Genomic DNA, 24,042 nt, shown 5'->3' with positions numbered 1-24,042 from the left:
CCACCGCATCTCCTCATGACCAAACACAACAAGACCATGAACTCACGCCGCAAATTCTTGCAGGGCACGGCCACCACCGGCGCCGCCGCGCTCGCACTCGCCGCCTTTCCGCCCAGCATCCGCCGCGCGCTCGCCATTCCCGCCAACAACAAGACGGGCACCATTCAAGACGTCGAGCACATCGTCATCCTGATGCAGGAGAACCGTTCGTTCGACCAGTACTTCGGCACGCTCATGGGCGTGCGCGGCTTCGGCGACCGCTTCACCATTCCGCTGCCCAACGGGCGCAGCGTGTGGCAGCAACTCGACGACACGGGCAAGGAAGTGCTGCCCTACCACCTCGACGGCTCGAAGGGCAATGCGCAACGCATGGCCGGCACGCCGCACAGCTGGAGCGACGGCCAGGACGCATGGGCCGGCGGGCGCATGCACGAATGGGTGAAATACAAGAAAACCGACAAGGCGCCTTTCACCCAATCGATGGGCTACCTGCAAGAGGCGGAACTGCCCTTCCAATTCGCGCTGGCCAATGCCTTCACGCTCTGCGATGCGTACCACTGCAGCATGCACACCGGCACCAATTCGAACCGCATGTTCCTCTGGACCGGCACCAACGGCCCCACGGGCGCGAACGTGGCCACGGTCAACAACGAGTGGGACGGGATCGACAGCTCCGCCAACGGCTACGGCTGGAAGACCTACCCCGAGCGCCTGCAGGAAGCCAAGGTCAGCTGGATCGTCTACCAGAACATGCCCGACAACTTCACCGACAACTCGCTGGCCGGCTTCAAGCAGTACCGCCTCGCCAACGAAGCCTCCGGCAAGCCAGTGAGTGGCAGCGCCATCTCGCCTGCCTATGATCCGGCCAGCGACGACGCCGGCAATCCGCTCTACAAGGGCATTGCCAACACCATGCCCGACGGCGGCTTTCTCGAACAGTTCCGCCAGGACATCAAGAACGGCAAGCTGCCCCAGGTGTCGTGGATCGTCGCGCCCGCGGCCTATTCCGAGCACCCCGGCCCTTCGAGCCCGGTGCAGGGTGGCTGGTACACCCAGGAAGTGCTCGACGCACTCACCGCGGTGCCCGACGTGTGGAGCAAGACGGTGCTCTTCATCAACTTCGACGAGAACGACGGCTACTTCGACCACGTGCCTTCACCGGCCGCACCGTCGATCAACTCCGACGGAACGCCCGCCGGAAAAACCACGCTGCCGCTCGAAGCGCTCTCGCCCGAGTATTTCAATCATCCGAGCCCGCCCGGCACCACCGACCAGCCCCCGCCGGACGGCCGCGTCTACGGCCCCGGCGTGCGCGTGCCGATGTACGTGGTGTCGCCCTGGAGCCGTGGCGGCTGGGTCAACTCGCAGGCCTTCGACCACACCTCGGTGATCCGTTTCATCGAGGCGCGCTTCGGTGTGAAGGAAACCAACATCAGCGGATTCCGCCGCGCGGTGTGCGGCGATCTCACCAGCGCCTTCAACTTCGTGTCGCCCAACAACGAAGCGCTGCCCACCCTCGCAGGCCGAACGACCAAGGCGCAGGCCGACCAGCTGCGCACAGATCAACAGGCACTCTCGCAGGTGCCGTTTCCGGCGCTACCGCAACTGCCGCTTCAAGCCAAAGGTACGCGCCCTTCGCGCGCGCTGCCCTACGAGCTGCACACGAGCGCCCGCATCGATGCCACCGGCGGAAAAGCCCAACTGCTGTTTGCCAACACGGGCACGGCCGCCGCGGTGTTCCACGTGTACGACAAGCTCAACCTCGACCGCCTGCCGCGCCGCTACATGGTCGAGCCCGACAAGACGCTGGACGACACCTGGAACCCGCTGAGCGACAACAGCGGCTCCTACGACCTGTGGGTGCTTGGGCCGAATGGCTTCCATCGCCACTTCAAGGGCGACCTGAACGCTCTTCGCAGCGGAGACGCGGCCGCGCCTGAAGTGCGCGTGTGCTACGACATTGCCAACGGCAACGTGTACCTGGAAATGCTCAACGGCGGCAAGAACGCCTGCAAGTTCACCGTGCGAGCCAAGGCCTTCCGCACCGACGGCCCGTGGACCGCAACGGTAGCGGGCGGCGCCAAGGCCGAACTGCACTGGAACCTGGCAGACAGCGGCGCGTGGTACGACTTCGAAGTGGCCTGCGATGCCGACGCGAAATTCGTGCGCCGCTTTGCAGGCCGCGTCGAAACCGGCAAGCATTCGGTGAGCGACCCCGCCATGGGCCTGGCCGACCTGTGAGGCTGCACGCGCAATGAACTCACGCCGCAGATTTCTCACAGGCGCTGCCACCACGGGCGCCGCGGTGCTCGCGGTCTCGGCCTTTCCGCCGAGCATTCGCCGTGCGCTGGCCATTCCCGCCAACAACAAGACCGGCACCATCCAGGACGTCGAGCACATCGTCATCCTGATGCAGGAGAACCGTTCGTTCGACCACTACTTCGGCACGCTCATGGGCGTGCGCGGCTTCGGCGACCGCTTCACCATTCCGCTGCCCAAGGGCCTGAACGTGTGGCAGCAGACCGACGCCAGCGGAAAGCTGGTGCTGCCCTACCACCTGGACAGCCGCAAGGGCAACGCACAGCGCGACGGCGGCACGCCCCACGACTGGGCAGACAGCCAGAACGCCTGGGACGGCGGCCGCATGTACCAGTGGCCGCGCTACAAGACCACCAAGGCCATGGGCTACCACAAGGAGGCGGAAATTCCGTTCCAGTTTGCGCTGGCCAACGCCTTCACGCTCTGCGATGCGTACCACTGCAGCATGCACACCGGCACCGATGCGAACCGGGCCTTCCATCTCACCGGCACCAACGGTGCGACCGCCAACGGCACCGCCTTCGTCACCAACGAGTGGGACTGGATCGACGGGCGCCCCGAGTCGGTGAACACCGGCTACACATGGAAGACCTATGCCGAGCGGCTCGAAGAAGCCGGCGTGCGCTGGATCAGCTACCAGAACATGCCCGACGAATGGGGCGACAACATGCTGGGTGCGTTCCGCCAGTTCCGCCAGGCCAACCTCGACTCAGGTTTTCCGGTGTCCAGCGGCGGCAAGCCGAACACGCCCTATGCCAACACCGGCCAGCCGCTGCCCTACCGCGCCTACGACCGCGCGACCGACGACGCGAAGAGCCCGCTCTACAAGGGCGTGGCCAACACGCTGCCGGGCACCCGGCCCGAGGACTACCTCGACGCCTTCAGGCGCGACATCCGCGAAGGCAAGCTGCCCCAGGTGTGCTGGATGAATGCGCCGTCGATCTACTGCGAGCACCCGGGCCCGTCGAGCCCGGTGCAAGGCGCATGGTTCCTGCAAGAGGTGCTGGACGCACTCACGGCCGTGCCCGAGGTCTGGAGCAAGACCGTGCTGCTCGTCAACTTCGACGAGAACGACGGCTACTTCGACCATGTGCCCTCGCCTTCGGCACCATCGCCGGTCGGCGACGGCACCATTGCCGGCAAGACCACGCTGCCCGCTGCGGACCTGGCCCCTGAATACTTCACCCAGGCGGCGCCGCCCGGCAGCACCAAGCAGCCTGCGCCCGACGGCCGCGTGTATGGCCCCGGCCCGCGCGTGCCGATGTACGTGATCTCGCCATGGAGCCGCGGCGGCTGGGTGAATTCGCAGGCCTTCGATCACACGTCGGTGATCCGCTTCATCGAAGCGCGCTTCGGCGTGAAGGAGGCGAACATCGGCGCGTTCCGGCGCGCGGTGTGCGGCGACCTCACCAGCGCCTTCAACTTTGCCAACCCGAACGACGAGCCTCTGCCCACGCTGGCGGGCCGCAGCACCCGCGACCAGGCCGACCAGCTCCGGCTGAGCCAGGAGGCGCTGGGCCAGGTGCCGCTACCGATCGACCCGCAGCTGCCGCGCCAACCGACCGGCACCCGCCCCTCGCGCGCGCTGCCGTACGAGCTGCATGCCAGCGCGCGCGCCGACGCGGCGGCCGGTACGGTGCAATTGCTGTTCTCGAACACGGGCAAGGCGGGCGCGGTGTTCCACGTGTACGACAAGCTCAACCTCGGCCGCCTGCCGCGCCGCTACACGGTGGAAGCCGGCAAGACGCTCGACGACACCTGGAATTCGGCCGTCGACAACAGCGGCTTCTACGACCTGTGGGTGCTTGGCCCCAACGGCTTTCACCGCCATTTCAAGGGCAACCTGGACGCGCTGCGCACCAGCGGCGCGATCCCTGAAGTGCGTGTGTGCTACGACATTGCCAACGGCAACGTGTACCTCGACATGCGCAACGGCGGAACAAAGAGCTGCAAGTTCACTGTGAGCGCCAAGGCTTACCGCAGCGATGGCCCGTGGGTTGCAACAATCGACGGCGGCGCCGCGGCCGAACAGCATTGGGAGCTCGCCACCAGCGGCCAGTGGTACGACTTCGCAGTCACCTGCGATGCCGACCCCGGCTACCTGCGCCGCTTTGCCGGCCGAGTGGAAACCGGCAAGCACACGGTGAGCGATCCGGCGATGGGCCTGTCAGACCTCTGACGAGCCTTGGATCGCAGCGGCGGGGGGTTGCGCGCTACGCCGCCGCGCTGCGAAGCCACAGCTTGCGAACCCTGAACGTCAGCAGCGCCGCGATGCTGACGTTCAGCAGGTTCCAGCCAATGCCGTTCAGGAACGCCGCGTGGTAGCTGCCGGTCAGGTCGAAGATCTTGCCCGACATCCAGCCGCCCAGCGCCATGCCGAAAAGCGTGAACATCAGCACCGTGCCCACGCGCGCGCCTGCTTCCGCGGGCGGAAAGTGCTCGCGCACGATGATGGCGTAAGACGGCACAAGCCCGCCCTGGAACAGGCCGAACAACGCCGAGATCACATACAGCGGCACCAGCCCGTCGAACGGCAGGAAGAGCAGCAGCGCCACGCACTGCAGCACGCCGCCCAGCAGCAGTGTTCGCAGCCCGCCGATGCGATCGCAGATGGCGCCCGACACCAGCCGGCTCACCACGCCGAAGCCCAGCATCAGCGACAGCATCTGCGCACCCCGCGCGGCGCCGTAGCCGAGGTCGCCGCAATAGGCCACGATGTGGACCTGCGGCATCGCCATGGCCACGCAGCAGGCCACGCCCGCCACGCACAGCAGGCCCTGGGCCGTGCCCATGCTGAGGCCGAAGGGCCGCGTCATGTCGCGCATCGGCGCTGCGCTACTGGATGCCGCGCCCGTCGGCGTGGCGGCCAATGCCGGCGGCCGTGCACGGAAGAACAGCGCGAGCGCCGCCATCGCAAGCCCGCAGAAAATGCCCATGCCGATGTAGGTCTGGCGCCAGCCGACCGCCTCGATGAAGTGCTGCGCAATGGGCGGCCAGATGGCGCCGGCCACATAGTTGCCGCTTGCGCACACCGCCACCGCAATGCCGCGCCGCTTGACGAACCAGAGCGAGGTGTCCGCCACCAGCGGCGCAAAAGCCGCGGCACTGCCCAGCAGCCCGACCAGCACCGCTTGCGCCGCGATGAAGGCGACGATGCTGTCGGCCATGCCGCATGCGACATAGCCGGCACCGAGGCTCAGCGCACCGATCAGCAAGGGCCACATCACGCCGAAGCGATCGGCCAGCCGCCCCATCAGCACACCACCCATGCCGAAGCCGAGCATCAGCAGGGTGTACGGCAGCGAAGCATCGGCGCGCGCGACACCGAACTCGGCCTGCACGGCGGGCAGCATCACCGACACCACGTACATGCCGCTGCTGCCGACCGTCATGACCAGCAGGGTGATGCCGAGCCGCAGCATGGCATAGCGCGAATCGGCTTGATGGATGGTTGTCTCGCGTGTCTTCATTGTTTTTTCTCCGCACCGAGAATACCCCCGGATGCGAAGACGCATGGACGCGAGCGCGCAAAGCCCGGCGGCGCGCTGCCGCCTGGCGCCCGATGCGGCGAATCAGCCCGCGGACAGTGCCGGCACTACGACATTCGCCGAAGCCTTGGGCATCGGCCCACCCGGCTTGGGCTTGTCGTTGCAGCCGGCCGTCACCAGGCCGATGCAGAACAGAAGAACGAAGGCTGTGCTTCTCATGCGGCGGATGCTATGCCCGCTGCAAGGCAAGTCAAGTCGGATGCCGCGCCGTGCCGCGCGGCATCATCGAACCATCAGGCGGCAGCCGGCCGCTCGCCGCCATGCAGACGGCGCTCGATATCCTCGAGCACATTGGGCAGGTCGGCGACGCTGTCGATCACATAGTGCGCGCCTGCAGCCCGTAGCTGCGCGGTAGCCCGTTCTCGGTGTTCCTGCTGCTGTGCAGCATCGAGCGCCTGCCATTCGGCGAGCGTGAGTCCGACCGCATTGCCGCTTACCGCTAGGCCCACGGCCCAGGTGCCGGCATTGAGGCCCTCCTGAAGTCCCACACCGGTGTCGTCGACCTTGACCACCGTGTGCGGCGGCCACACGCCCAGGTCGGCAAAGCAGCGGTACATCATGAGCGGCGATGGGCGGCCCTCGGCAAGGTCGCCGGCGCACACGAGGTTGTCGGGCGCATAGCCGCCGGCCGCGGCAATGGGCGCCACCACTTCCATGATCGGGCGGTTGTAGCCGGTGGTCGAGCCAATCTTGAGGCCGCGTTCGCGCGCGGCGTTCACGGCCTCCAGCGCGCCGGGAATGAAGCCCGCATGGTCGCGCACGCTGGCCGCGTTCATCGGTGTGAATACTTCGTAGAGGTGGTCGACATCGGCATCGTTGAAGGCATGGCCCTGCGCAGCCTTCCATTGCGACGCAATGCGCGGCAGCGTGCCCAGCGCCTTGATGTGGTCCCACTTCGCCATGCCCATGGGGCCGCGTGCCTCGGCGATGGTGATGTTCACGCCGAACTGCTCGAACAGCTTCACGAAGGCACCCATGGGCGCGCAGGACCCGAAGTCGATGATGGTGCCGGCCCAGTCGAAGACGACGGCCTGGAGCTTGGAGTGGTTGTGGGCGTTCATAAAAAGGGGTTGATCACCATGTCTCGAAGACGTCGTGCGCAATGCCGAAGCCGGTGCTCGCGCCGGTGCCGCTGGTGACCAGCACCACGCGCGTCGCGTCGGCGGGCGCATCGATCACACAGGGCGCGCTCTTCGACGAGGGATAGACGCCGGTCCACCGTTCGGTAACTTGTGCGGTTTCGAGATCGAGCGTGCTGCGCAGGTGGCGAAGGATGAGCTGGTCGACTTCTTCCATCGCAAACGGCTCGGGCGCATCGCCGTAATGATGCGAGTCGCCGACCACCAGGGAGCCGTCGGCACTCTGCACCACGATGAGGTGAATGCCGTGCGCGAGCGAAGCGGCCTCTTCCTCCTGCAGCCGCGTGCGCAAGGCGGCGGCTTCGGGCAAGGTGCTGTAGCCCTCGTAGCGCACCAGGCTCAGGTCCATCATCACAGAGCCCGGCAGCCGAAAGCCGGCCTCCGGCTTGACGCGCAGCATCTGCAGCCGGCACAGCGTGAGCGCGTGCGCGGCAATGCGGTCGGCAAACAAACCGTGCAGATCGGTGTTGGTGCACACCACCACGCGCTCCCCGTGCAGCGTGCCGCGAGAAGTGCGCACGCGCGGCGTTTCAACTTCGTGCACGGTTTCACCGAAGCGGAACACCACGCCATGCACTTCGGCCAGCCATTTGGCGAGCAGGCCGATGGCCGTGCGTGATTCCACGCGCAGCTCGTGCGGGCTGAACAGCACCGAGCGTGCATCGGCCAGGCTCAGCGCCGGCGCCTTGGCCTGCGCGTCGGCCGCATCGAGCAGCTCGCAGCCTTCGCCCATCGGGGTTCGCATGAAGGCCTCGAGCACATCGTGCGCTTCGCTGCGGTAGGCCGCGAGACAGAGGTTGCGGTGAACGATGTCGATGCCGGCCTGCGGTGCGATGTGCTGCCAGACCTCGCGGGCGTGCATCGCGCGGCGCCAGGTGTCGCCCGGTGCCTGGCCGGTGATGGTGATGAAACCGAAGTTGCGGATCGACGCGCCGATGCAGGCCGCATCGCGCTCGACCACGCACACCTTGAGGCCGCGCAGGGCTGCCGTATAGGCGTGGGACATGCCCACGATGCCGGCACCGACGACGATCACGTCGAAGCTGTCTTTGCTCTTGTTGCTGCTGTCGATTCGAGGTCCGGGCATTACCGGTTTCTCCAGGTTTGGGTTCGCGCAAGCGCCCAGTGCCCGGCCAGCGCGAACACGCCGCGGCCGACAGTGGCCGTGAGCATGATCAGCGAGGCCATGGCGGCGGCGGGCGCCACGTCGCCGGCATCGTCCATGTTGAGCACGGCAATGGCGGCCAGCGTGGTCTGCGGCGAGTACAAGAACACGACGGCCGACACGGTCGTCATCGCGTTGACGAAGAAATAGCCGCCCACGTTGAGCACGGTGGGCAACGACACCGGCAGGTGCACGCGCCAGAGCGTGCGCCAGAAAGGAACGCCCATCGATTCGGACACCAGCTCGTATTCGCGGTCGAGCTGGCGCAGCGCAGTGAGCGAAGTGAGGTGCGCCACCGAGAAGAAATGCGCCACGGTGCACACGACGAGGATGGTCATGCTGCCGTAGATGGCGCGCAGCGGGTTCGAGGGCGAGATGAAGAAGAAGATGTAGCCCACGCCGAGCACCAGCCCCGGCACCGCGAGCGGCAGGTTGGCCAGCAGATTGAGCAACTCGCGCGGCAGGCCGAAGTGGCGCGGCTTCTCGACCAGGTAGGCCGAAATGAAGGTAACGAACGCACCCGCCACCGCGGCACACACGGCAAGCCGCAGCGAATTGAAGTAGCTGCCCCAGCCGCCGCCGTCCATGTTGCCGAAGTCGTAGTTCTTGAGAGACGGCGCGAGCTTGTAGGGCCAGTAAGTGGCGAGCGACGCGAACACCGCCATGCCGATCATCACGAGAATGGCGCAGGCCGTAAGCACGCAGAACACCAGCAGCGCACGGTCTCGCGTTTTGACGGGCTCGGGCCGGTAAGGCGTGGCGCGCGCCGAGAGCGCCGCAGCCTGTTTGCTTCGCACGTGCCGCTCGACCAGAAACGACAGCACCGCCGGAATCAGCAGCACCAGGCCGACCACCGCGCCCATCTGAAAATTCTGCTGCCCGACCACCTGCTTGTAGATGTCGGTAGCAAGCACGCCAGTCTGCCCGCCCACGACCTTGGGTACGCCGAAGTCCGTGATGACCAGCACAAACACCACCATCGCGGCCACGATGAGACCGTAGCGAGAGGACGGCAGCGTCACCGTGCGGAAGATGCGCCAGCGCGAGGCGCCGAGCGTCTGCGCTGCTTCGTAGAGCCGGCCATCGGAAGTGGCCATGGCAGTGGTGAGAATCAGCAGGGCATGCGGCAGCGTCCAGAACACCGACCCCAGCACAATGCCCAGCGGGCCATAGATCGACACATCGCCCAGCAGCCCCTTGAAGATCCCCTGGTTGCCGAACAGATAGACCAGGCTGATGGCCGGCAACAGCGAAGGCGCAAGCAACGGAATGAGCGCCACCGCACGCAGCACGCCCTTGGCCGGCATGCAAGAGAGCGTGAGTCCATAGGCGTACACATAGGCAATGGCCGTGCAGATCACAGCGCTGATCGCCGCGAGCCCCAGGCTGTTGAAAGCCGACTGCACCAGTGCGGGGTTCTCGAGGTAGCGCGCAAAGTTGGCCAGGCCGACGAACACGCCGGTGCGATCGAAGAAGCTCTGGCCGACGAGTGCGCCGACGGGCAGCGCGACGATTACCACCAGCAGCAACACGACCAGCCACACGGCGGCGCCTGTGAGCCAGCGCTCGCGGTCGAATGCGCTGCTGCGTGCCGGTGCCAGAGGGATCACGGCACTGTTGGGGGTGGCGCTCATCTGGACACGGCGCGGCCTGCTCGACCGTGGTTGAGTTCGGTGAGGGGTGCAAAGGCCACCGGGTACTCCCCTCCGCGAATGTCCCCCGGGCTTCGCCCTCCTCCTTTATTTCGCTGCGCGGAGCACCCGATGCCCTGTGCACTTGGGCACGCTGCTGGTGTACCGTTGATCAACGACCGCTCTTTGCAACGCACCCGCTGGCGGGGTGCCTTGCGCAGCGAAATAAAGGAGGAGGCCGCAGGCCGGGGGACATTCGCGGAGAAAGGTACCCCGTCGGCGGGAGCGCGCCCTGAACGACCCACCGCAATCAGAAAGCAAGCACTCATTCAATGCGCCAAAACAGACAGCGCATTCAAAGGCAACTGGATATGCACCATGCTGCTGGGCACCAACGGCTCCCCGCCGTCGCCCCGCGCATCGGCCGGCAGCTCGGCCTCGATCTCGATACCCAACGGCTCGCAAGCCAGGCGGGCCGAGGTACGGTTGCCGAAGAACTCCGTGTCCAAAAGCCGCGCCGCAAAACTGTTGGCGCCGAGTTCGGAACCGAAGCGCTTGACCACCACATGCTCGGGCCGAATGCCCACTGTGGCCTGCGCACCGACGCTCAGGCTGCCCGGCGCGCAGAACAACTCGCTGTCGCGCACACGCACCTTGCCATCGGCCAGCACCGTGGCGGGCAACATGTTCATGCGGCCGACGAAGCCCGCCACGAAGCGCGTGCGCGGCTGGCGGTAGAGCTCGTCGGGTGTGCCGGCCTGCTCGATGCGGCCGTTGTGCATCAGCACCACGCGGTCGGCCATCGAAAGGGCTTCTTCCTGGTCGTGCGTGACCATGATGGTGACGATGCCGAGGCGCTTCTGCAGCGAACGGATCTCGCTTCGCAGGCTTGCGCGCACCTGCGCGTCGAGTGCCGACAACGGTTCGTCCAAGAGCAGCAGGCGCGGGTTGGGTGCCAGTGCGCGGGCCAATGCCACACGCTGCTGCTGGCCGCCCGAAAGCTGCACCGGGTACTTGTCGGCATGCGCCGCCAGCCCGACCAGATCCAGCATCTCGCGCGAGCGCTTGGCCATCTCGCGCGCCAGTGCGCCTGTGGGATGCAGACCGTAGGCAATGTTCTGCGCGGCTGTGAGGTTGGGGAACAACGCATACGACTGGAACACCACGCCGAAGCCGCGCGCCGCGGGCGGCAGGCCCGCGATGTCTTGCCCGCCGAGCAGGATCTGCCCGCTGTCGGCGCGCTCGATGCCGCACACGATGCGCAGCAGCGTCGTCTTGCCGCAGCCCGAGGGTCCGAGCAGGCACACGAACTCGCCGGGTTCGATGTCGAGGTCGATGCCGTCGAGCACGCGCGTGGCGCCATAGGACTTGCCAATGCCGCGAAGAGAAAGAAAGCTGGTCATCTGCTGGGGCTGAAGCTGGTGCTGTTCTCAAGCCCGATCACATCGGCTTCTTTTCCGACTTGGATTCGTAGCGCTTCGACCATTCCGTCAGGATGCGGTCGCGGTTGGCTGCGGCCCAGGCGAAGTCGTTCTTGGCGAGCAGCTTCTCCACGTCGCCCGGCACAAACTCCAGCTTTTCCTGGATGCCCGGCAGCGCGAGCACGGCAAAGTTCTTGGCATACAGCTCGTTGGCCTGCTTGGTCACGGCCCAGTCGGCGAGCGCCTTGGCTGCTTCCTGCTTCTTGCTGGTCTTCAGGATGCCGGTGGCTTCCATGTCCCAGCCCAGGCCTTCCTTGGGCAGCACGATGTCGATGGGAGCGCCGTCGCGCTTGGTCTTGTTGGCGCGGTATTCGAACGACATGCCAAGCGCGAACTCGCCCGCACCAGCCTGGCGGCAGGGCTTGCTGCCCGATTGGCTGTAGATGCCGATGTTCTGGTGCAGCGCGTCCATGTACTTCCACGCCTTTTCTTCGCCCATCATCTGGATCCAGCCCGACACCATCAGGTAGCCGGTGCCCGACGCCGCCGGGTTGGGCATGGTGATCTGGCCCTTGTAGACCGGGTTGGTCAGGTCGGCCCAGCTGGTGGGCTTGGGCAGGCTCTTCTTCGTGGCTTCGGCGGTGTTGAAGCAGATGGCCGACGACCACACGTCCATGCCCACCCACTTGGGCGGGTTGGCCGCATCGCGCATCGTGGGCTTGATGGCGTCCAGGCCCTTGGGCGCATAGGGCTGCAGCATGCCTTCCTTGTCGAGCAGCATCAGCGAGGTGGCGGCCAGGCCCCACACCACGTCGGCCTGCGGGTTGGCCTTTTCGGCCAGCAGCTTGGCGGTGACGATGCCGGTGGAGTCGCGCACGAACTTCAGTTCGATGGCCGGGTTCTCCTTTTCGAAGGCGGCCTTGTAGGCCTGTACCTGGTCGGCCTCGAGCGCGGTGTACACCAGCAGCTCGGTGCGGCCCTGGGCCGAAGCGGCAAAGGCCAGCGAGAGCAGAGCGGCCGGCACGGCGGCCCAGCGGATAGAACGACGCAGCATGGGGATACCTCGGAAGGAAAAGAAGACGAAGCGGAAAGGAATGCGGAAGAAAAAAGTACGCACGGCAAGCGCCATGAACGCGGCGATGCTGGCAGCGGCGTGTGACAGGCATTTGTCAGAAGGCGCGCTCCGGCATGGTGTTTGCAGGGCTTCGTCATGCCCTTGTCACCGCAATGCCCGAAGCTCGCGCACTGCCGCCTGCGCTTTCCGCCTTTTGTTTCAGAGCCATGACACTCGACCTCGCCGAGATCACCCGCCTGTTCGCCGAACGGGGCGGCGTCGCATATGCGGGCGAGCCGGTGTCGCAGCTCGAACATGCGCTGCAATGCGCCTGGCTGGCCGAGCAGGCCGGCGCGGACGATGCGCTGGTCACGGCCTCGCTGCTGCATGACCTTGGCCACCTGCTGATCGCAGAGCACCAGACGCTCTCGCGCTCCCCCACCGAGCTGGGCATCGACGACCGGCACCAATACATTGCCATGCCGGTGCTGCGCGGCGCCTTCGGGCTGGAGGTGCGCGAACCGATCCGCCTGCATGTGGATGCCAAGCGCTATCTTTGCGCGACCCGGCCCGACTACTTCGCGCGGCTTTCGCCCGATTCGGTGCGCAGCCTGGCACTGCAGGGCGGACCGATGACCACTGAAGCCGCGCGGCGCTTTGCCGACCACCCCTGGTCGGGCGATGCGATCCGGCTGCGGCTCTGGGACGAAGAGGCCAAGGTGGCCGGACTCGAGACGCCGCCGCTCACGCACTTTCTGCAGACTGCGGCGCGGGTCATGCTGCATTGAGGCACGCGGCATTGCCGGCTTGGGGCGCGACTTCAGGCCGGCTTAAGAAATTTGTCTAGGATGGCTTCCTCAAGATCTCCGCGCGCAAGCGCCTCCGAGGAAAACCCCGCATGTCTCCTTCCGTCAACGAACGCGCCAAAACCTTCGTCCAGGTGCTGCGCCGCGTCTTAGCGCTCGCGGCGCCCTACTTTCGGTCCGAGGAGAAGTGGCGTGCGCGGCTCATGTTCGCGGCGATCGTGGCTCTCAACCTGGCCTACGTTTATGCGCTGGTGCTTTTCAACCAGTGGTATGGCCGCTTCTACGACGGCCTGCAGAACAAGGACGCCGACGTGTTCTGGCGCGAAGTCCGCGTGTTCTGCGTACTTGCCTTCTTCAATATCGCGCTGCAGGTGCTCAAGTTCTACGTGACCCAGTTGCTGCAGTTGCGCTGGCGCGCCTGGATCACGCGCAACTATCTCGGCCGCTGGATGGCCAACCGCACGTTCTACGAGCTGGAGCTCGCACGCTACGCCAAGAGCGACAACGCCACGCCCGACAATCCGGACCAGCGCATCCAGGAAGACATGCAGCTCTTCACGGCCGCGACCATGACGCTCTCGATGGGGCTGCTGAACGCCGTGGTCACGCTGATCAGCTTCGTGGGCATTCTCTGGGGCCTGTCAGGCACCACGGCGCTGCCGATTGGCGGCAGCACCTACGAAATTGCCGGCTCGATGGTCTGGCTCGCGCTTGTCTACTGCGTGGTCGGCACCGTGATCACCCACTACATCGGGCGGCCGCTGATCGGGCTGAACTTTCGCCAGCAGCGCTTCGAGGCTGACTTCCGGCACCACCTGGTGCGTGTGCGCGAATACAGCGAGGCAATCGCCCTCGATCGGGGTGAGACGGTGGAACGCGGCCAGCTCGACCTCCGCTTTGGCGCGGTGTTGCGCAACTATCTCGCGCTCATCAAGCAGCAGAAGAACCTCGTGACCTTCACCGCCTTTTTTGGCCAGGCTGCAGTGATCTTCCCGTTCGTGGTGGCGGCACCGCGCTTCTTCAGCGGCGCAATCCAGCTGGGGCAACTGATGCAGATCTCGTCGGCCTTCGGCAAGGTGCAGGACGCGCTGAGCTGGTTCGTCGACAACTACGACAACGTGGCTTCGTGGCGCGCGACGGCCGACCGGCTCACAAGCTTCGACGACGCGATCCGTGCGCATGCCGAAAAAACGAACGCCTTCGAACGCAGCGATGCAGAAGTGCTGCGCACCGACGGCCTCTCGCTGAGCCTGCCGGGTGGCAGCAAGCCGCTGCTCGCGAATGCAGCGCTTTCGGCCGCAGCCGGCGACAGCGTGCTGGTGCAGGGCCCATCGGGCAGCGGCAAGTCCACGCTGTTCCGCGCCTTTGCGGGCATCTGGCCGTTCGGAAGCGGCAAGGTACAGGTGCCGGCGGACGCAATGTTCTTGCCACAGCGGCCGTACGTGCCCAACGGACCGCTGCGCCAGGCGCTGGCCTATCCCGAAGATGCCGCCAAGTACAGTGACGCCGAGCTGCGCCAGGCCCTGGCCGACGCGCTGCTGCCTGACTTGGCCGCCCGGCTGGACGACAGCGACGCCTGGAGCCAGAAGCTCTCGGGCGGTGAACAGCAGCGGCTTGCGATAGCGCGCGTGCTGCTGAAGAAGCCGCGCTGGGTTTTCGCGGACGAGATCAGCAGTGCGCTGGACGGGCCAGCCGAGCACACGCTATATCAGCGGCTTTCGGAAATGGTGCGCAACAAAAACGGCGCCATGGTTTCCATTGCGCACCGCGCAGCCGTTGGCGAGTTCCACACCCAGCGCTGGACGCTGGTGCCTGAAGCAGAGGGCGCCGCCGCGCGCTACCGCGTGGAGGTGACGCCGGCAGGCAGCGTTGCCGCGTAGCGCTCCCACCCCTTCTTGCGCAAGTCGCAAGCGGGGCACTCACCGCAGCCGTAGCCCCAGGCCTGGCGATGTTCGCGGTCGCCAAGGTAGCAGGTGTGGGTTTCTTCCACGATCAGGTCGACCAGCGGCTCGCCGCCGAGGCGGTGCGCCATCTGCCAGGTTTCGGCCTTGTCGATCCACATCAGCGGCGTCTCGATGACCATGCGGCGCTCCAGCCCGAGCGAAAGTGCGAGCTGCATCGCCTTCATGGTGTCGTCGCGGCAGTCGGGGTAGCCCGAGAAGTCGGTCTCGCAGACACCGGTAACGATCACCTGCAGGCCGCGCCGGTAGGCCAGCGCGCCGGCAAGCGTAAGAAACAGCAGGTTGCGGCCGGGCACGAAGGTGTTGGGCAGGCCGTCGGCCTGCATTTCGAACGCCACCTCTTCGGTGAGCGATGAGCCGCCGAGCTGCGCCAGTGCGGCGAGCGTGAGCACGTGGTCTTCGCCCAGGCGCGGCGCCCAGTCTGGAAAGCGCTCGCGCATCTTCGAAAGGATGGTGCCGCGCACGTCGAGCTCCACGCGGTGCCGCTGGCCGTAGTCGAAGCCCAGCGTTTCGACGCGCTGGTACTTGAAGAGCGCGTCCGCGAGGCAGGTGGTCGAGTCCTGACCACCGGAGAACAGGACGAGGGCGGTGGTGTGCAGGGGCATTTCTCTTCGGCGGCAGTGGGCGTCGCGGGTACAAAAGCCCTGATTTTCGCAGCCTGCTAGAGAAAGCGCTCGAGCAGCTTGCGCGAGGGGCGGTCGAGCGCCTTCGCGTCGGGAATGCGGAACTGCACGCCGTGGGCGCTGGCAATCAGCAGTGCGCCACCCTCGAGCCGGCGGATGTCTTCCTCGGCCTTGAGCACGAAGCTGGTTTCGCCGCGGTCGGTGCTCACGGTCCAGGTACTGGGCACGCCGAAGCTCGAGACGCCGTGCAGCTTCAGCAGCGTAGGCGCGAAGTCGCGCACCGCCAGCTCTTGCTCGAGCAACGTGCGCGTTTCCGCCGGCAAGACCTCGACGCGATCGATCCAGACCAGTTCGCGGCCCTCGCTGCCGACCAGCGACACGCCCTCTCCGGGCGCGCTGAGCGGAAAGGCGCGCACGGGTGTCACGCCCACGTGGCGTTCGCCTTCGGCGTCGGTCAACACCAGGCGGCCGAAGGCATCGCGCTCGAGATTGAAGACGGGAATGTTGCCGTTCATCACGCCTCCCCCGCCGGATGCGCCGCATGGCTGACCAACGGCAGTTGGGCGCCCGCGCGTTCGTCCACAGCGCCTTCGCTCGCATCGTCGTCCGCCTGGCGCAGTTGCGCCTGGTAGAGCCGCCAGTAGGCGCCCTGCTTCGCCATCAAGGCATCGTGCGGACCGACCTCGACCACCTCGCCGCGGTCCATTACCACCAGCCGGTCGGCTTTGCGCAGCGTCGACAGGCGGTGCGCAATGGCGATGGTGGTGCGGCCCTGCACGAGGTTGTCGAGCGCCTTCTGGATTTCTTTCTCGGTCTCGGTGTCCACGGCCGAAGTGGCTTCGTCGAGGATGAGGATGCGCGGGTCGATCAGCAGCGCGCGCGCAATGCTGATGCGCTGGCGCTCGCCGCCCGAAAGGCCTTGGCCGCGCTCGCCCACGAGCGAGTCGTAGCCGTGTGGCAGGCGCAGGATGAAATCGTGCGCATGCGCGGCGCGCGCGGCGGCCACGATTTCTTCGCGCGTGGCATCCGGCTTGCCGTAGGCGATGTTCTGCGCAATGGTGCCGAAGAACAAAAACGGCTCCTGCAGCACGAGCCCCACGTGGCGCCGGTAGTCGGCCACGGCAAAGCGGCGGATGTCGGTGCCGTCGACCTTGATGGCGCCATCGGTCACGTCGTAGAAGCGGCAGATCAGGTTGACCAGCGTGCTCTTGCCCGAACCGCTGTGGCCCACCAGGCCGATCATCTCGCCGGGCTCGATGGTCAGGTCCAGGTCGCGGATCACCGCGCGCGAACCGTAGCGAAAGCCCAGCCCGCTCATCTCGATGCGCCCCTGCACGCGTTCGATCTTCACCGGGTTGGCGGGCTCGGGCACGTTGCTCACGTGGTCCAGGATGTCGAAGATGCGCTTGGCGCCCGCCGCCGCCTTTTGCGTGACCGAGACGATGCGGCTCATGGAGTCGAGCCGCGTGTAGAACCGGCCGATGTACGCAATGAAGGCGGTAAGCACACCCACGGTAATGCTGCCGCGCGCCACCTGCCAGATGCCGAAGCCCCACACCACCAGCAGGCCGATTTCGGTCAGCAGCGAGACGGTGGGCGTGAACAGCGACCAGGTGCGGTTGAGCTTGTCGTTGACCTGCAGGTTGTAGACGTTGGCAATGCGAAAGCGCTCGGCTTCGCGGCGCTCTTGCGCAAAGGCCTTGACCACGCGAATGCCCGGAATGGTGTCGGCCAGCACGTTGGTAACCTCCGACCACACGCGGTCGATCTTCTCGAAGCCCGTGCGCAGCCGGTCGCGCACCACGTGGATCATCCAGGCGATGAAGGGCAGCGGCACCAGCGTGACCACCGCCAGCAGCGGATTGATGGACACCAGGATGACCGCAGTCATCACGATCATCAGCACGTCGTTGGCAAAGTCGAGCGCATGCAGCGAGAGAAACACGTTGATGCGGTCGGTTTCCGAGCCGATGCGCGCCATCAGGTCGCCCGTGCGCTTGCCACCGAAATAGTCGAGCGGCAGCGTCAGCAGGTGTTCGTAGGTGGTGGTGCGCAGGTCGGCGCCAATGCGCTCCGACACCAGCGCCAGCAGATAGGTGCGGGCCCAGCCCAGGCCCCAGCCGACCAGCGCCGCACCGAGCAGCCCGCTCAGGTACAGCGCCACGCGGGAGGGATCGATCTTCTGCCCGTTCTGGAACGGAATCAGGATGTCGTCCATCAGCGGAATGGTCAGGTACGGCGGCACCAGCGTCGCGGCGGTCGAAATCAGGGTCAGAAAGAAGCCCGCGATCAGCTGCTTGCGATAAGGCTTGGCAAAGCGGCCCAGGCGCAGCAGCACCCATGTCGAAGGGGGCGTCTGCAGCTCTGTGTCGACGGCGGCCGGGTCGTCGCCATCGGGCTCGGCTGTCGCCTCAGCGACAACACCGTTCGCCCGCTGGCCGAACAGCTTGAGCAGCCGCAGCGCCGCGGGTTGGTTGGCCAGCGTGTAACGCCAGCGCGCCAGCCGACCCTTGGCCCCGATCAGATCGAGGGTTCCAACGCCTGAATGGTCGTTGAGATACAGTTCAAGCGATTCATCGGCTAGTGACCACTCACACCATTGCCCGCCCGGTTGCAGCGCCATCAGCCGCCGGTCGGTCAGGGCGACGAGGCCAAACGTAAACAGAAGTTCTTGGTCGAGGTCAACCGGGAATGTGACCAGAACGTTTTCCGCGGCAGCGAGCCGGCTTTTCAGCGCGTCTGATGCCGCCTCTGTTTCGCCCTCCCGGGTGCCGACTGGATCGTGATGTTGCATTGTGTTTCTTTGACTCTTGCCCGTCGCGGGCCTCAGGGACCGCGCCATGGCGTCCTGTGTCGGGCGCCGATTCTGACTGATTGCCATGGGCGCGCTTGAAGGCGCCGTGGTGCTCGGCCAAAGCACATCGAACGTTTGCATGACCCGTTTCGACGACATCCGCCTGCTGCGCATCAACTATTTGCGCGGTCCCAATCTCTGGACCTACCGTCCGGTGCTCGAAGTGTGGCTCGACCTGGGCCAGCTGGAAGACTACCCCTCCAACAAGATCGACGGGTTTACCGACCGCCTGACCACGCTTCTGCCGGCGCTCATCGAGCACCACTGCGGCGTGGGCGAGCGCGGCGGCTTCATCCAGCGGCTCACCGAAGGCACCTGGTCGGGCCACGTGCTCGAACACGTGGTGATCGAGCTCTTGAACCTGGCCGGCATGCCGACCGGTTTCGGGCAAACCCGCAGCACCTCGGAGCACGGCGTCTATCGCATGGTGTTCCGCGCGCGCGACGAGCAGGTCGCCCGGGTGGCGCTCGCCGAAGGCCACCGCCTGCTGATGGCGGCCATCAACAACGACCCGTTCACCGCCGATGACGTGCAAAAGGCCGTCGATGCGGTCAAGGCCAAGGTCGAAGACTGCTACCTGGGCCCGAGCACCGCGGCCATCGTGTCCGCAGCCACGGACCGCGGCATTCCGCACATGCGGTTGAACAGCGGCAACCTGGTGCAGCTGGGCTACGGCGCCAACCAGCAGCGCATCTGGACCGCCGAGACCGACTACACCAGTGCCATCGGCGAATCGATTGCCAGCGACAAGGAACTGACCAAGTCGCTGCTCGCGAGCTGCGGCGTGCCGGTGCCCGAAGGCCAAGTGGTGGCCAGCGCCGAAGAAGCCTGGGAAGCCGCCGAAGACATCGGCCTGCCGGTGGTCGTGAAGCCATCGGACGCCAACCACGGCCGCGGCGTGTCGCTCGAACTCACCACGCGCGAAGAAGTCATGGCCGCTTTCGCGGTGGCCGAACCCGAAGGCAGCGACGTGATGGTCGAGCGCTTCATTCGCGGCCACGAACACCGCCTGCTGGTGGTGGGCGGCGAAGTGGTGGCGGCTGCGCGCGGCGAGATCATTACCGTGACGGGCGACGGCAAGAGCACCGTCGCCGAACTCATCGAAAAGCAGCTCAACAGCGACCCGCGCCGCGGCGCTGAAGAAGAATATCCGCTCGACCTGATCGTGCTGGCCACTGACGCCAAGCTGCAGCTCGAGCTCAAGCGCCAGGAACTCGACGGTGCTTCCGTGCCGGCTGCCGGCCGCGTGGTCACCATCCAGCGCAACGGCAACATGGCCAACGACTGCACCGACCAGGTCCATCCTGAAGTGGCGCATGCCGCCGTGCTGGCCGCGCGCGTGGTGGGTCTCGACATTGCGGGCATCGACCTCGTGGCGCAGGACATCGGCAAGCCGCTCGGCCCGCAGCGCGGCGCCATCGTCGAAGTGAATGCCGGCCCCGGCCTCCTGATGCACCTGAAGCCGGCCGTCGGTTCGCCGCGTCCGGTGGGCCGAGCGATTTGCGACCACCTGTTTCCCAACGACGCACCGGGCCGCATTCCGGTGGTGGGCGTCGCGGGCTCCAAGGACACCGCCGTGCTCGCACGGCTTGTGGCCTGGGTCATCAACCTGGGCGGGCGCCACACCGGCCTTGCCTGCCGCGACGGCCTCTTTCTCGAGCGCCGCCGCGTCGATGCACGCGACAGCGCCAACTGGGACGCCGGCCACCGCCTGCTCGTGAACCGCGCGGTGGAAGCCGTGGTCATCGAGAACGGCGCCGAAACGATTCTGCGCGACGGCCTTGCGTACGACCGCTGCGAAGTGGGCATCGTCACCGACCTGGAAGGCGTGGAGGCGCTGGCGGACTACGACATCACCGAAAGCGACCAGATGGTCAAGGTGCTGCGCACGCAGGTCGACGTGGTTCTGGCCGAAGGCACGGCCGTGCTCAACGCGGGCGATCCGCGCGTGGCGGGCCTGGCGCCGCTGTGCGACGGCTCCGTCATCCTGTATGCCGCCGATCCGCAGGCCCCTGCCCTCACCGCGCACCAGGCCGCGGGCGGCAAGGCCGTGCTGGTGCGGCAAGACCGCGTGGTGCTGGCCACCGGCAGCAGCGAATCGTTCCTGCCCGGCCTCGGCCGCCTGACCGTCTGGCGCGCCACGCATGCGGGCGTCAGCCTCGAGAGCCTGCTGGCCGCCGTGGCCGCAGCCTGGGCGCTGGGCATTCCGCTGAACCTCATCGGTGCGGGTGTCGAGGCTTTCGAAGCCGACCTGCAGGCGGCGCTGGCCTCGCTGCAGCTCTCGCAGACGCAGCCGCTTTCGTCCCAACCCCAATTTGCCTGATGCGCGCCGCCCCATGAAAGTTACCCGTATCCGCGCCTTGCGCGGTCCCAATCTCTGGAGCCGCCACACCGCCATCGAAGCGGTCGTTGCCTGCGAAGGCAACGAAAACGCCATCAGCCGGCTGCCGGGCTTCGAAGCCCGCCTGCGTGCGCGCTTTCCCACCATTGGCGAACTGCACCCGATGGTGCTGGGCCAGCCGCTGGCGCTCGCGCACGTGCTCGAGAACGCCGCCGTGGCGCTGCAGGCGCAGGCCGGCTGCGCCGTCAACTTCGGCCACACCTCACCCACGGTGGAAGAAGGCGTCTACCAAGTCACCTTCCAGTACACCGAAGAAGCCGTCGGGCGCCGCGCACTCGCACTGGCCGAAGAGTTGATTGCCGCCGCACTGGCCGACACGGCCTTCGACGCCTCCGCCGCCATCACTGAATTGCGCGACCTCGACGAATCGGAGCGGCTCGGCCCGAGCACCGGCTCCATCGTCGACGCCGCCGTGGCGCGCGGCATTCCGTACCGCCGCCTCACCAGCGGCAGCCTGGTGCAGTTCGGCTGGGGCTCCAAGCAACGCCGCATCCAGGCGGCCGAAATCGACAGCACCAGCGGCGTGGCCGAATCGATTGCGCAGGACAAGGAACTCACCAAGCAGTTGCTCAATGCCGCCGGCGTGCCCGTGCCGCTGGGCCGGCCGGTGGCCGACGCCGACGACGGCTGGGCCGCGGCCATGGAAATCGGCCTGCCGGTGGTGGTGAAGCCGCAGGACGGCAACCAGGGCAAGGGCGTCACGGTCAACATCACGACGCGCGAGCAACTCACGGCCGCTTATGAATCGGCCGCGGCGTACGGCGAAGTCATGGTCGAGAAATTTCTGCCTGGCTTCGACTTCCGCCTGCTGGTGGTGGGCGACCGCCTCGTGGCCGCCGCGCGGCGCGATCCCCCGAACGTGATCGGCGATGGCAGCTCCACCGTGCGCCAACTGATCGACGCGGTGAACCTCGACCCGCGCCGCGGCGAAGGCCATGCCACCTCGCTCACGAAGATCCGGCTCGACGACATCGCCATCGGCCGGCTCGAGGCCCAGGGCCTCACGCCCGAGAGCGTGCCCGCGCGCGGCGAGCGCGTGGTGCTGCGCAACAACGCCAACCTTTCCACCGGCGGCACCGCCACCGACGTGACCGACACCGTGCACCCCGAAGTGGCCGCGCGCGCCGTCGATGCGGCGCAAATGGTGGGCCTGCACATCTGCGGCGTCGACATGGTGTGCGAGAACGTGCTGCGTCCGCTCGAAGAGCAGCACGGCGGCGTGGTCGAAGTGAATGCCGCGCCCGGCCTGCGCATGCACATCTCGCCTTCGTTCGGCCGCGGCCGCGCGGTCGGCGAGGCCATCGTGGACACGCTCTTCGCCCCCGGCGACGACGGCCGCATTCCGGTGGTGGCGGTTACCGGCACCAACGGCAAGACCACCACGGCGCGCCTCATCAACCACCTGCTCGCATCGAGCGGGCTGCGCACCGGCATGACCAACACCGACGGCGTGTACGTCGACGGCCGCCAGACCGACAGCGGCGACTGCAGCGGCCCCAAGAGCGCGCGCAACGTGCTCATGCACCCCGACGTGGATGCGGCCGTGTTCGAAGTGGCGCGCGGCGGCGTGCTGCGCGAAGGCCTCGGCTTCGACCGCTGCCAGGTGGCCGTGGTCACCAACATCGGCAGCGGCGACCACCTGGGCCTGAACTACATCACGACGGTCGAAGACCTGGCGGTGCTCAAGCGCGTGATCGTGCGCAACGTGGCGCCGGACGGCTATGCGGTCCTCAACGCCGCCGACCCCAACGTGGCGGCCATGGCCGCCGGCTGCCCCGGGCACGTGATCTTCTTCACCGCCGACCGCCAACATCCGGTGATGGCCACGCACCGCGCGCAAGGCAAGCGCACCGTGTACGTCGACCAGGACGCACTGGTGGCGGCCGAAGGTTCGTGGCGCGAGCGCATTGCGCTGCGCGACGTGCCGATCACGCGCAACGGCACCATCGGCTTCCAGGTCGACAACGTGATGGCTTCGGTGGCCGCCGCGTGGGCCGTGGGCCTTGACTGGGACACCATCCGCAGCGGCCTCGCAAGCTTCATGAACGACGCGGCCGGCGTGCCGGGGCGCTTCAACGTCATGGATTACCGCGGCGCCACCGTGATTGCCGACTACGGCCACAACACCGACGCCATGCGCGCGCTGGTGTCCGCCGTGGACACCATGCCGGCCAACAAGCGCTCGGTGGTGATCAGCGGCGCGGGCGACCGGCGCGATTCCGACATTCGCGACCAGACCGCCATCCTGGGCCAGGCTTTCGACGACGTGATCCTCTACCAGGATGCGGCCCAGCGCGGCCGTGCGGACGGCGAAGTGATGGCGCTGTTGCGCCAGGGCCTGCAAGGCGCGGCACGCACGCGCTACATCGACGAGATCCGCGGAGAGTTCGTCGCCATCGACACCGCGCTCGCGCGGCTGCAGCCGGGCGACCTGTCGCTGATCCTGGTCGACCAGGTCGAAGAAGCGCTCGCACACCTGGCACAGCGCATCGCGGCGGGCTGACCCCCCCCTGGGGCCTGCCGGACACGTCCCACACGCATCGGCGAGTCTGGCCGGGTCAGCTGGCTCTGCAGTCCCACACCCCGCAAGGGGTGCGCCGGGCCACACTGTTGCTCCGGTCGCGCTTTCGGAGGGCGCGCCTCAACCAGGAGCACCCGATGACAACAACAGTTCGTTCCACCCTTTCTGCTGCCGCGCTTTTTGCAGCAAGCGGCTTCTTCATATCTGCCCCGGCGCTGGCCCAGGCGCCTGGTTCCGCAGAACGCGCGCAGCAAGAGCGCGCCGTGTGCGACGGCGTCCAGCAGGACCGCGCCGCATGTCTTCGCGAGGCCGGTGCCGCGCGGCAGGAAGCGCAACGCAATGGCCTGACCAACGTAGGCCCGGGCCGCGCAGACGCCAATGCCATGGCGCGCTGCCGCGAACAGCCGGTTGCCGACCGCGCCGATTGCGAAGCCCGCCTGCAGGGCGGCGCACGCACCACCACCGAGGGCAGCGTGATGGGCGGCGGCGTCATCCGCGAAACCGTGACACCCCTGCCCCCGCAACCTGCCGCGCCTTCGCGCTGAGCAGCCATCCACGCGTGGAACCTGCCTTGAAGCAGCCTGTCGAACAGTTTTCAA

17 protein-coding genes are annotated in these 24,042 nt (G+C 66.8%); 7 read left to right on the top strand and 10 right to left on the bottom strand.

Going from position 1 to position 24,042, the window contains the following annotated elements; genetic code table 11:
* Positions 1-36: 36 nt before the first annotated feature.
* Both EJI00_RS00165 and EJI00_RS00160 read left to right on the top strand, forming a co-directional pair.
* The gene (locus EJI00_RS00165; protein ID WP_126745451.1) at positions 37-2,241 is read left to right on the top strand and encodes a phosphocholine-specific phospholipase C; all 2,205 of its coding nucleotides are present in this window, start codon (positions 37-39) and stop codon (positions 2,239-2,241) included.
* A 13-nt stretch (positions 2,242-2,254) separates the two neighbouring features.
* Entirely contained in the window at positions 2,255-4,498 is a 2,244-nt protein-coding gene (locus tag EJI00_RS00160; protein WP_126745450.1) for a phosphocholine-specific phospholipase C, read from the top strand.
* Positions 4,499-4,532: 34 nt separating this feature from the next.
* Here the strand turns inward: EJI00_RS00160 and EJI00_RS00155 are convergent, their stop codons facing one another.
* The 7 genes from EJI00_RS00155 to EJI00_RS00130 all read right to left on the bottom strand — a co-directional run bounded on the left by EJI00_RS00155 (position 4,533) and on the right by EJI00_RS00130 (position 12,277).
* On the bottom strand, positions 4,533-5,789 hold the full coding sequence (locus tag EJI00_RS00155; RefSeq protein WP_126745449.1) for an MFS transporter: 1,257 nt from the start codon (positions 5,787-5,789) through the stop codon (positions 4,533-4,535).
* A 102-nt stretch (positions 5,790-5,891) separates the two neighbouring features.
* A complete protein-coding gene (locus tag EJI00_RS25295; RefSeq protein ID WP_260590408.1) occupies positions 5,892-6,026 on the bottom strand; it encodes a hypothetical protein in 135 nt (44 codons plus the stop codon).
* Between the two features lie 74 nt (positions 6,027-6,100).
* Positions 6,101-6,928: a phosphonoacetaldehyde hydrolase gene (gene phnX / locus EJI00_RS00150; protein WP_126745448.1), complete on the bottom strand. Its 828-nt coding sequence runs from the start codon at positions 6,926-6,928 to the stop codon at positions 6,101-6,103.
* A 13-nt stretch (positions 6,929-6,941) separates the two neighbouring features.
* Entirely contained in the window at positions 6,942-8,093 is a 1,152-nt protein-coding gene (locus tag EJI00_RS00145) for a TIGR03364 family FAD-dependent oxidoreductase (protein WP_126745447.1), read from the bottom strand.
* Complete coding sequence (locus tag EJI00_RS00140; protein ID WP_126745446.1) at positions 8,093-9,805, bottom strand: putative 2-aminoethylphosphonate ABC transporter permease subunit; 1,713 nt, start codon at positions 9,803-9,805, stop codon at positions 8,093-8,095. The genes EJI00_RS00145 and EJI00_RS00140 overlap by 1 nt, the downstream gene beginning before the upstream one ends.
* A gap of 326 nt (positions 9,806-10,131) precedes the next feature.
* Positions 10,132-11,205, bottom strand: coding sequence for an ABC transporter ATP-binding protein (locus EJI00_RS00135; RefSeq protein WP_126745445.1), 1,074 nt, complete (start codon positions 11,203-11,205; stop codon positions 10,132-10,134).
* Between the two features lie 37 nt (positions 11,206-11,242).
* On the bottom strand, positions 11,243-12,277 hold the full coding sequence (locus tag EJI00_RS00130; protein ID WP_126745444.1) for a putative 2-aminoethylphosphonate ABC transporter substrate-binding protein: 1,035 nt from the start codon (positions 12,275-12,277) through the stop codon (positions 11,243-11,245).
* A gap of 227 nt (positions 12,278-12,504) precedes the next feature.
* Here EJI00_RS00130 and EJI00_RS00125 point away from each other — a divergent pair, with 227 nt between their 5' ends.
* Both EJI00_RS00125 and EJI00_RS00120 read left to right on the top strand, forming a co-directional pair.
* Positions 12,505-13,065 carry a phosphonate degradation HD-domain oxygenase gene (locus EJI00_RS00125; protein WP_126745443.1) on the top strand — a complete coding sequence of 187 codons (561 nt, stop codon included), beginning with the start codon at positions 12,505-12,507 and terminating at the stop codon, positions 13,063-13,065.
* A 110-nt stretch (positions 13,066-13,175) separates the two neighbouring features.
* A complete protein-coding gene (locus EJI00_RS00120) occupies positions 13,176-14,963 on the top strand; it encodes an ABC transporter ATP-binding protein/permease (RefSeq protein WP_126745442.1) in 1,788 nt (595 codons plus the stop codon).
* Here EJI00_RS00120 and queC read toward each other — a convergent pair.
* From queC to EJI00_RS00105, 3 genes are read right to left on the bottom strand one after another with little or no spacing between them, the layout of a single operon-like run.
* On the bottom strand, positions 14,921-15,649 hold the full coding sequence (gene queC, locus EJI00_RS00115; RefSeq protein ID WP_126745441.1) for a 7-cyano-7-deazaguanine synthase QueC: 729 nt from the start codon (positions 15,647-15,649) through the stop codon (positions 14,921-14,923). The genes EJI00_RS00120 and queC overlap by 43 nt on opposite strands.
* A gap of 56 nt (positions 15,650-15,705) precedes the next feature.
* On the bottom strand, positions 15,706-16,182 hold the full coding sequence (locus EJI00_RS00110) for a DUF1854 domain-containing protein (protein ID WP_126745440.1): 477 nt from the start codon (positions 16,180-16,182) through the stop codon (positions 15,706-15,708).
* Positions 16,182-18,461, bottom strand: a complete 2,280-nt coding sequence (locus tag EJI00_RS00105) for an ABC transporter ATP-binding protein (protein WP_126745439.1) — start codon at positions 18,459-18,461, stop codon at positions 16,182-16,184. The genes EJI00_RS00110 and EJI00_RS00105 overlap by 1 nt, the downstream gene beginning before the upstream one ends.
* Before the next feature lie 139 nt (positions 18,462-18,600).
* On the opposite strand from EJI00_RS00105, the gene cphA (EJI00_RS00100) reads away from it, so the two are divergent.
* The 3 genes from cphA (EJI00_RS00100) (at position 18,601) to EJI00_RS00090 (ending at position 23,988) form a co-directional block, all read left to right on the top strand.
* Positions 18,601-20,844: a cyanophycin synthetase gene (gene cphA / locus EJI00_RS00100; protein WP_260590407.1), complete on the top strand. Its 2,244-nt coding sequence runs from the start codon at positions 18,601-18,603 to the stop codon at positions 20,842-20,844.
* 13 nt (positions 20,845-20,857) lie between these two features.
* A complete protein-coding gene (gene cphA / locus EJI00_RS00095; RefSeq protein ID WP_126745437.1) occupies positions 20,858-23,425 on the top strand; it encodes a cyanophycin synthetase in 2,568 nt (855 codons plus the stop codon).
* A 155-nt stretch (positions 23,426-23,580) separates the two neighbouring features.
* The gene (locus EJI00_RS00090) at positions 23,581-23,988 is read left to right on the top strand and encodes a hypothetical protein (RefSeq protein WP_126745436.1); all 408 of its coding nucleotides are present in this window, start codon (positions 23,581-23,583) and stop codon (positions 23,986-23,988) included.
* Positions 23,989-24,042 lie beyond the last annotated feature (54 nt).

The organism is Variovorax sp. DXTD-1 (assembly GCF_003984625.1).
In the GTDB taxonomy this organism is placed as follows: Bacteria; Pseudomonadota; Gammaproteobacteria; order Burkholderiales; family Burkholderiaceae_C; genus Variovorax.
This window is presented reverse-complemented; position numbering and strand designations above follow the sequence as displayed.

Bases quoted from the DNA above. Each gene is read 5' to 3' on its own strand.
- EJI00_RS00165 (WP_126745451.1), top strand. From the start codon at position 37: ATGAACTCACGCCGCAAATTCTTGCAGGGCACGGCCACCACCGGCGCC.
- EJI00_RS00160 (WP_126745450.1), top strand. From the start codon at position 2,255: ATGAACTCACGCCGCAGATTTCTCACAGGCGCTGCCACCACGGGCGCC.
- EJI00_RS00155 (WP_126745449.1), bottom strand. From the start codon at position 5,789: ATGAAGACACGCGAGACAACCATCCATCAAGCCGATTCGCGCTATGCC.
- EJI00_RS25295 (WP_260590408.1), bottom strand. From the start codon at position 6,026: ATGAGAAGCACAGCCTTCGTTCTTCTGTTCTGCATCGGCCTGGTGACG.
- phnX (WP_126745448.1), bottom strand. From the start codon at position 6,928: ATGAACGCCCACAACCACTCCAAGCTCCAGGCCGTCGTCTTCGACTGG.
- EJI00_RS00145 (WP_126745447.1), bottom strand. From the start codon at position 8,093: ATGCCCGGACCTCGAATCGACAGCAGCAACAAGAGCAAAGACAGCTTC.
- EJI00_RS00140 (WP_126745446.1), bottom strand. From the start codon at position 9,805: ATGAGCGCCACCCCCAACAGTGCCGTGATCCCTCTGGCACCGGCACGC.
- EJI00_RS00135 (WP_126745445.1), bottom strand. From the start codon at position 11,205: ATGACCAGCTTTCTTTCTCTTCGCGGCATTGGCAAGTCCTATGGCGCC.
- EJI00_RS00130 (WP_126745444.1), bottom strand. From the start codon at position 12,277: ATGCTGCGTCGTTCTATCCGCTGGGCCGCCGTGCCGGCCGCTCTGCTC.
- EJI00_RS00125 (WP_126745443.1), top strand. From the start codon at position 12,505: ATGACACTCGACCTCGCCGAGATCACCCGCCTGTTCGCCGAACGGGGC.
- EJI00_RS00120 (WP_126745442.1), top strand. From the start codon at position 13,176: ATGTCTCCTTCCGTCAACGAACGCGCCAAAACCTTCGTCCAGGTGCTG.
- queC (WP_126745441.1), bottom strand. From the start codon at position 15,649: ATGCCCCTGCACACCACCGCCCTCGTCCTGTTCTCCGGTGGTCAGGAC.
- EJI00_RS00110 (WP_126745440.1), bottom strand. From the start codon at position 16,182: ATGAACGGCAACATTCCCGTCTTCAATCTCGAGCGCGATGCCTTCGGC.
- EJI00_RS00105 (WP_126745439.1), bottom strand. From the start codon at position 18,461: ATGCAACATCACGATCCAGTCGGCACCCGGGAGGGCGAAACAGAGGCG.
- cphA (WP_260590407.1), top strand. From the start codon at position 18,601: ATGACCCGTTTCGACGACATCCGCCTGCTGCGCATCAACTATTTGCGC.
- cphA (WP_126745437.1), top strand. From the start codon at position 20,858: ATGAAAGTTACCCGTATCCGCGCCTTGCGCGGTCCCAATCTCTGGAGC.
- EJI00_RS00090 (WP_126745436.1), top strand. From the start codon at position 23,581: ATGACAACAACAGTTCGTTCCACCCTTTCTGCTGCCGCGCTTTTTGCA.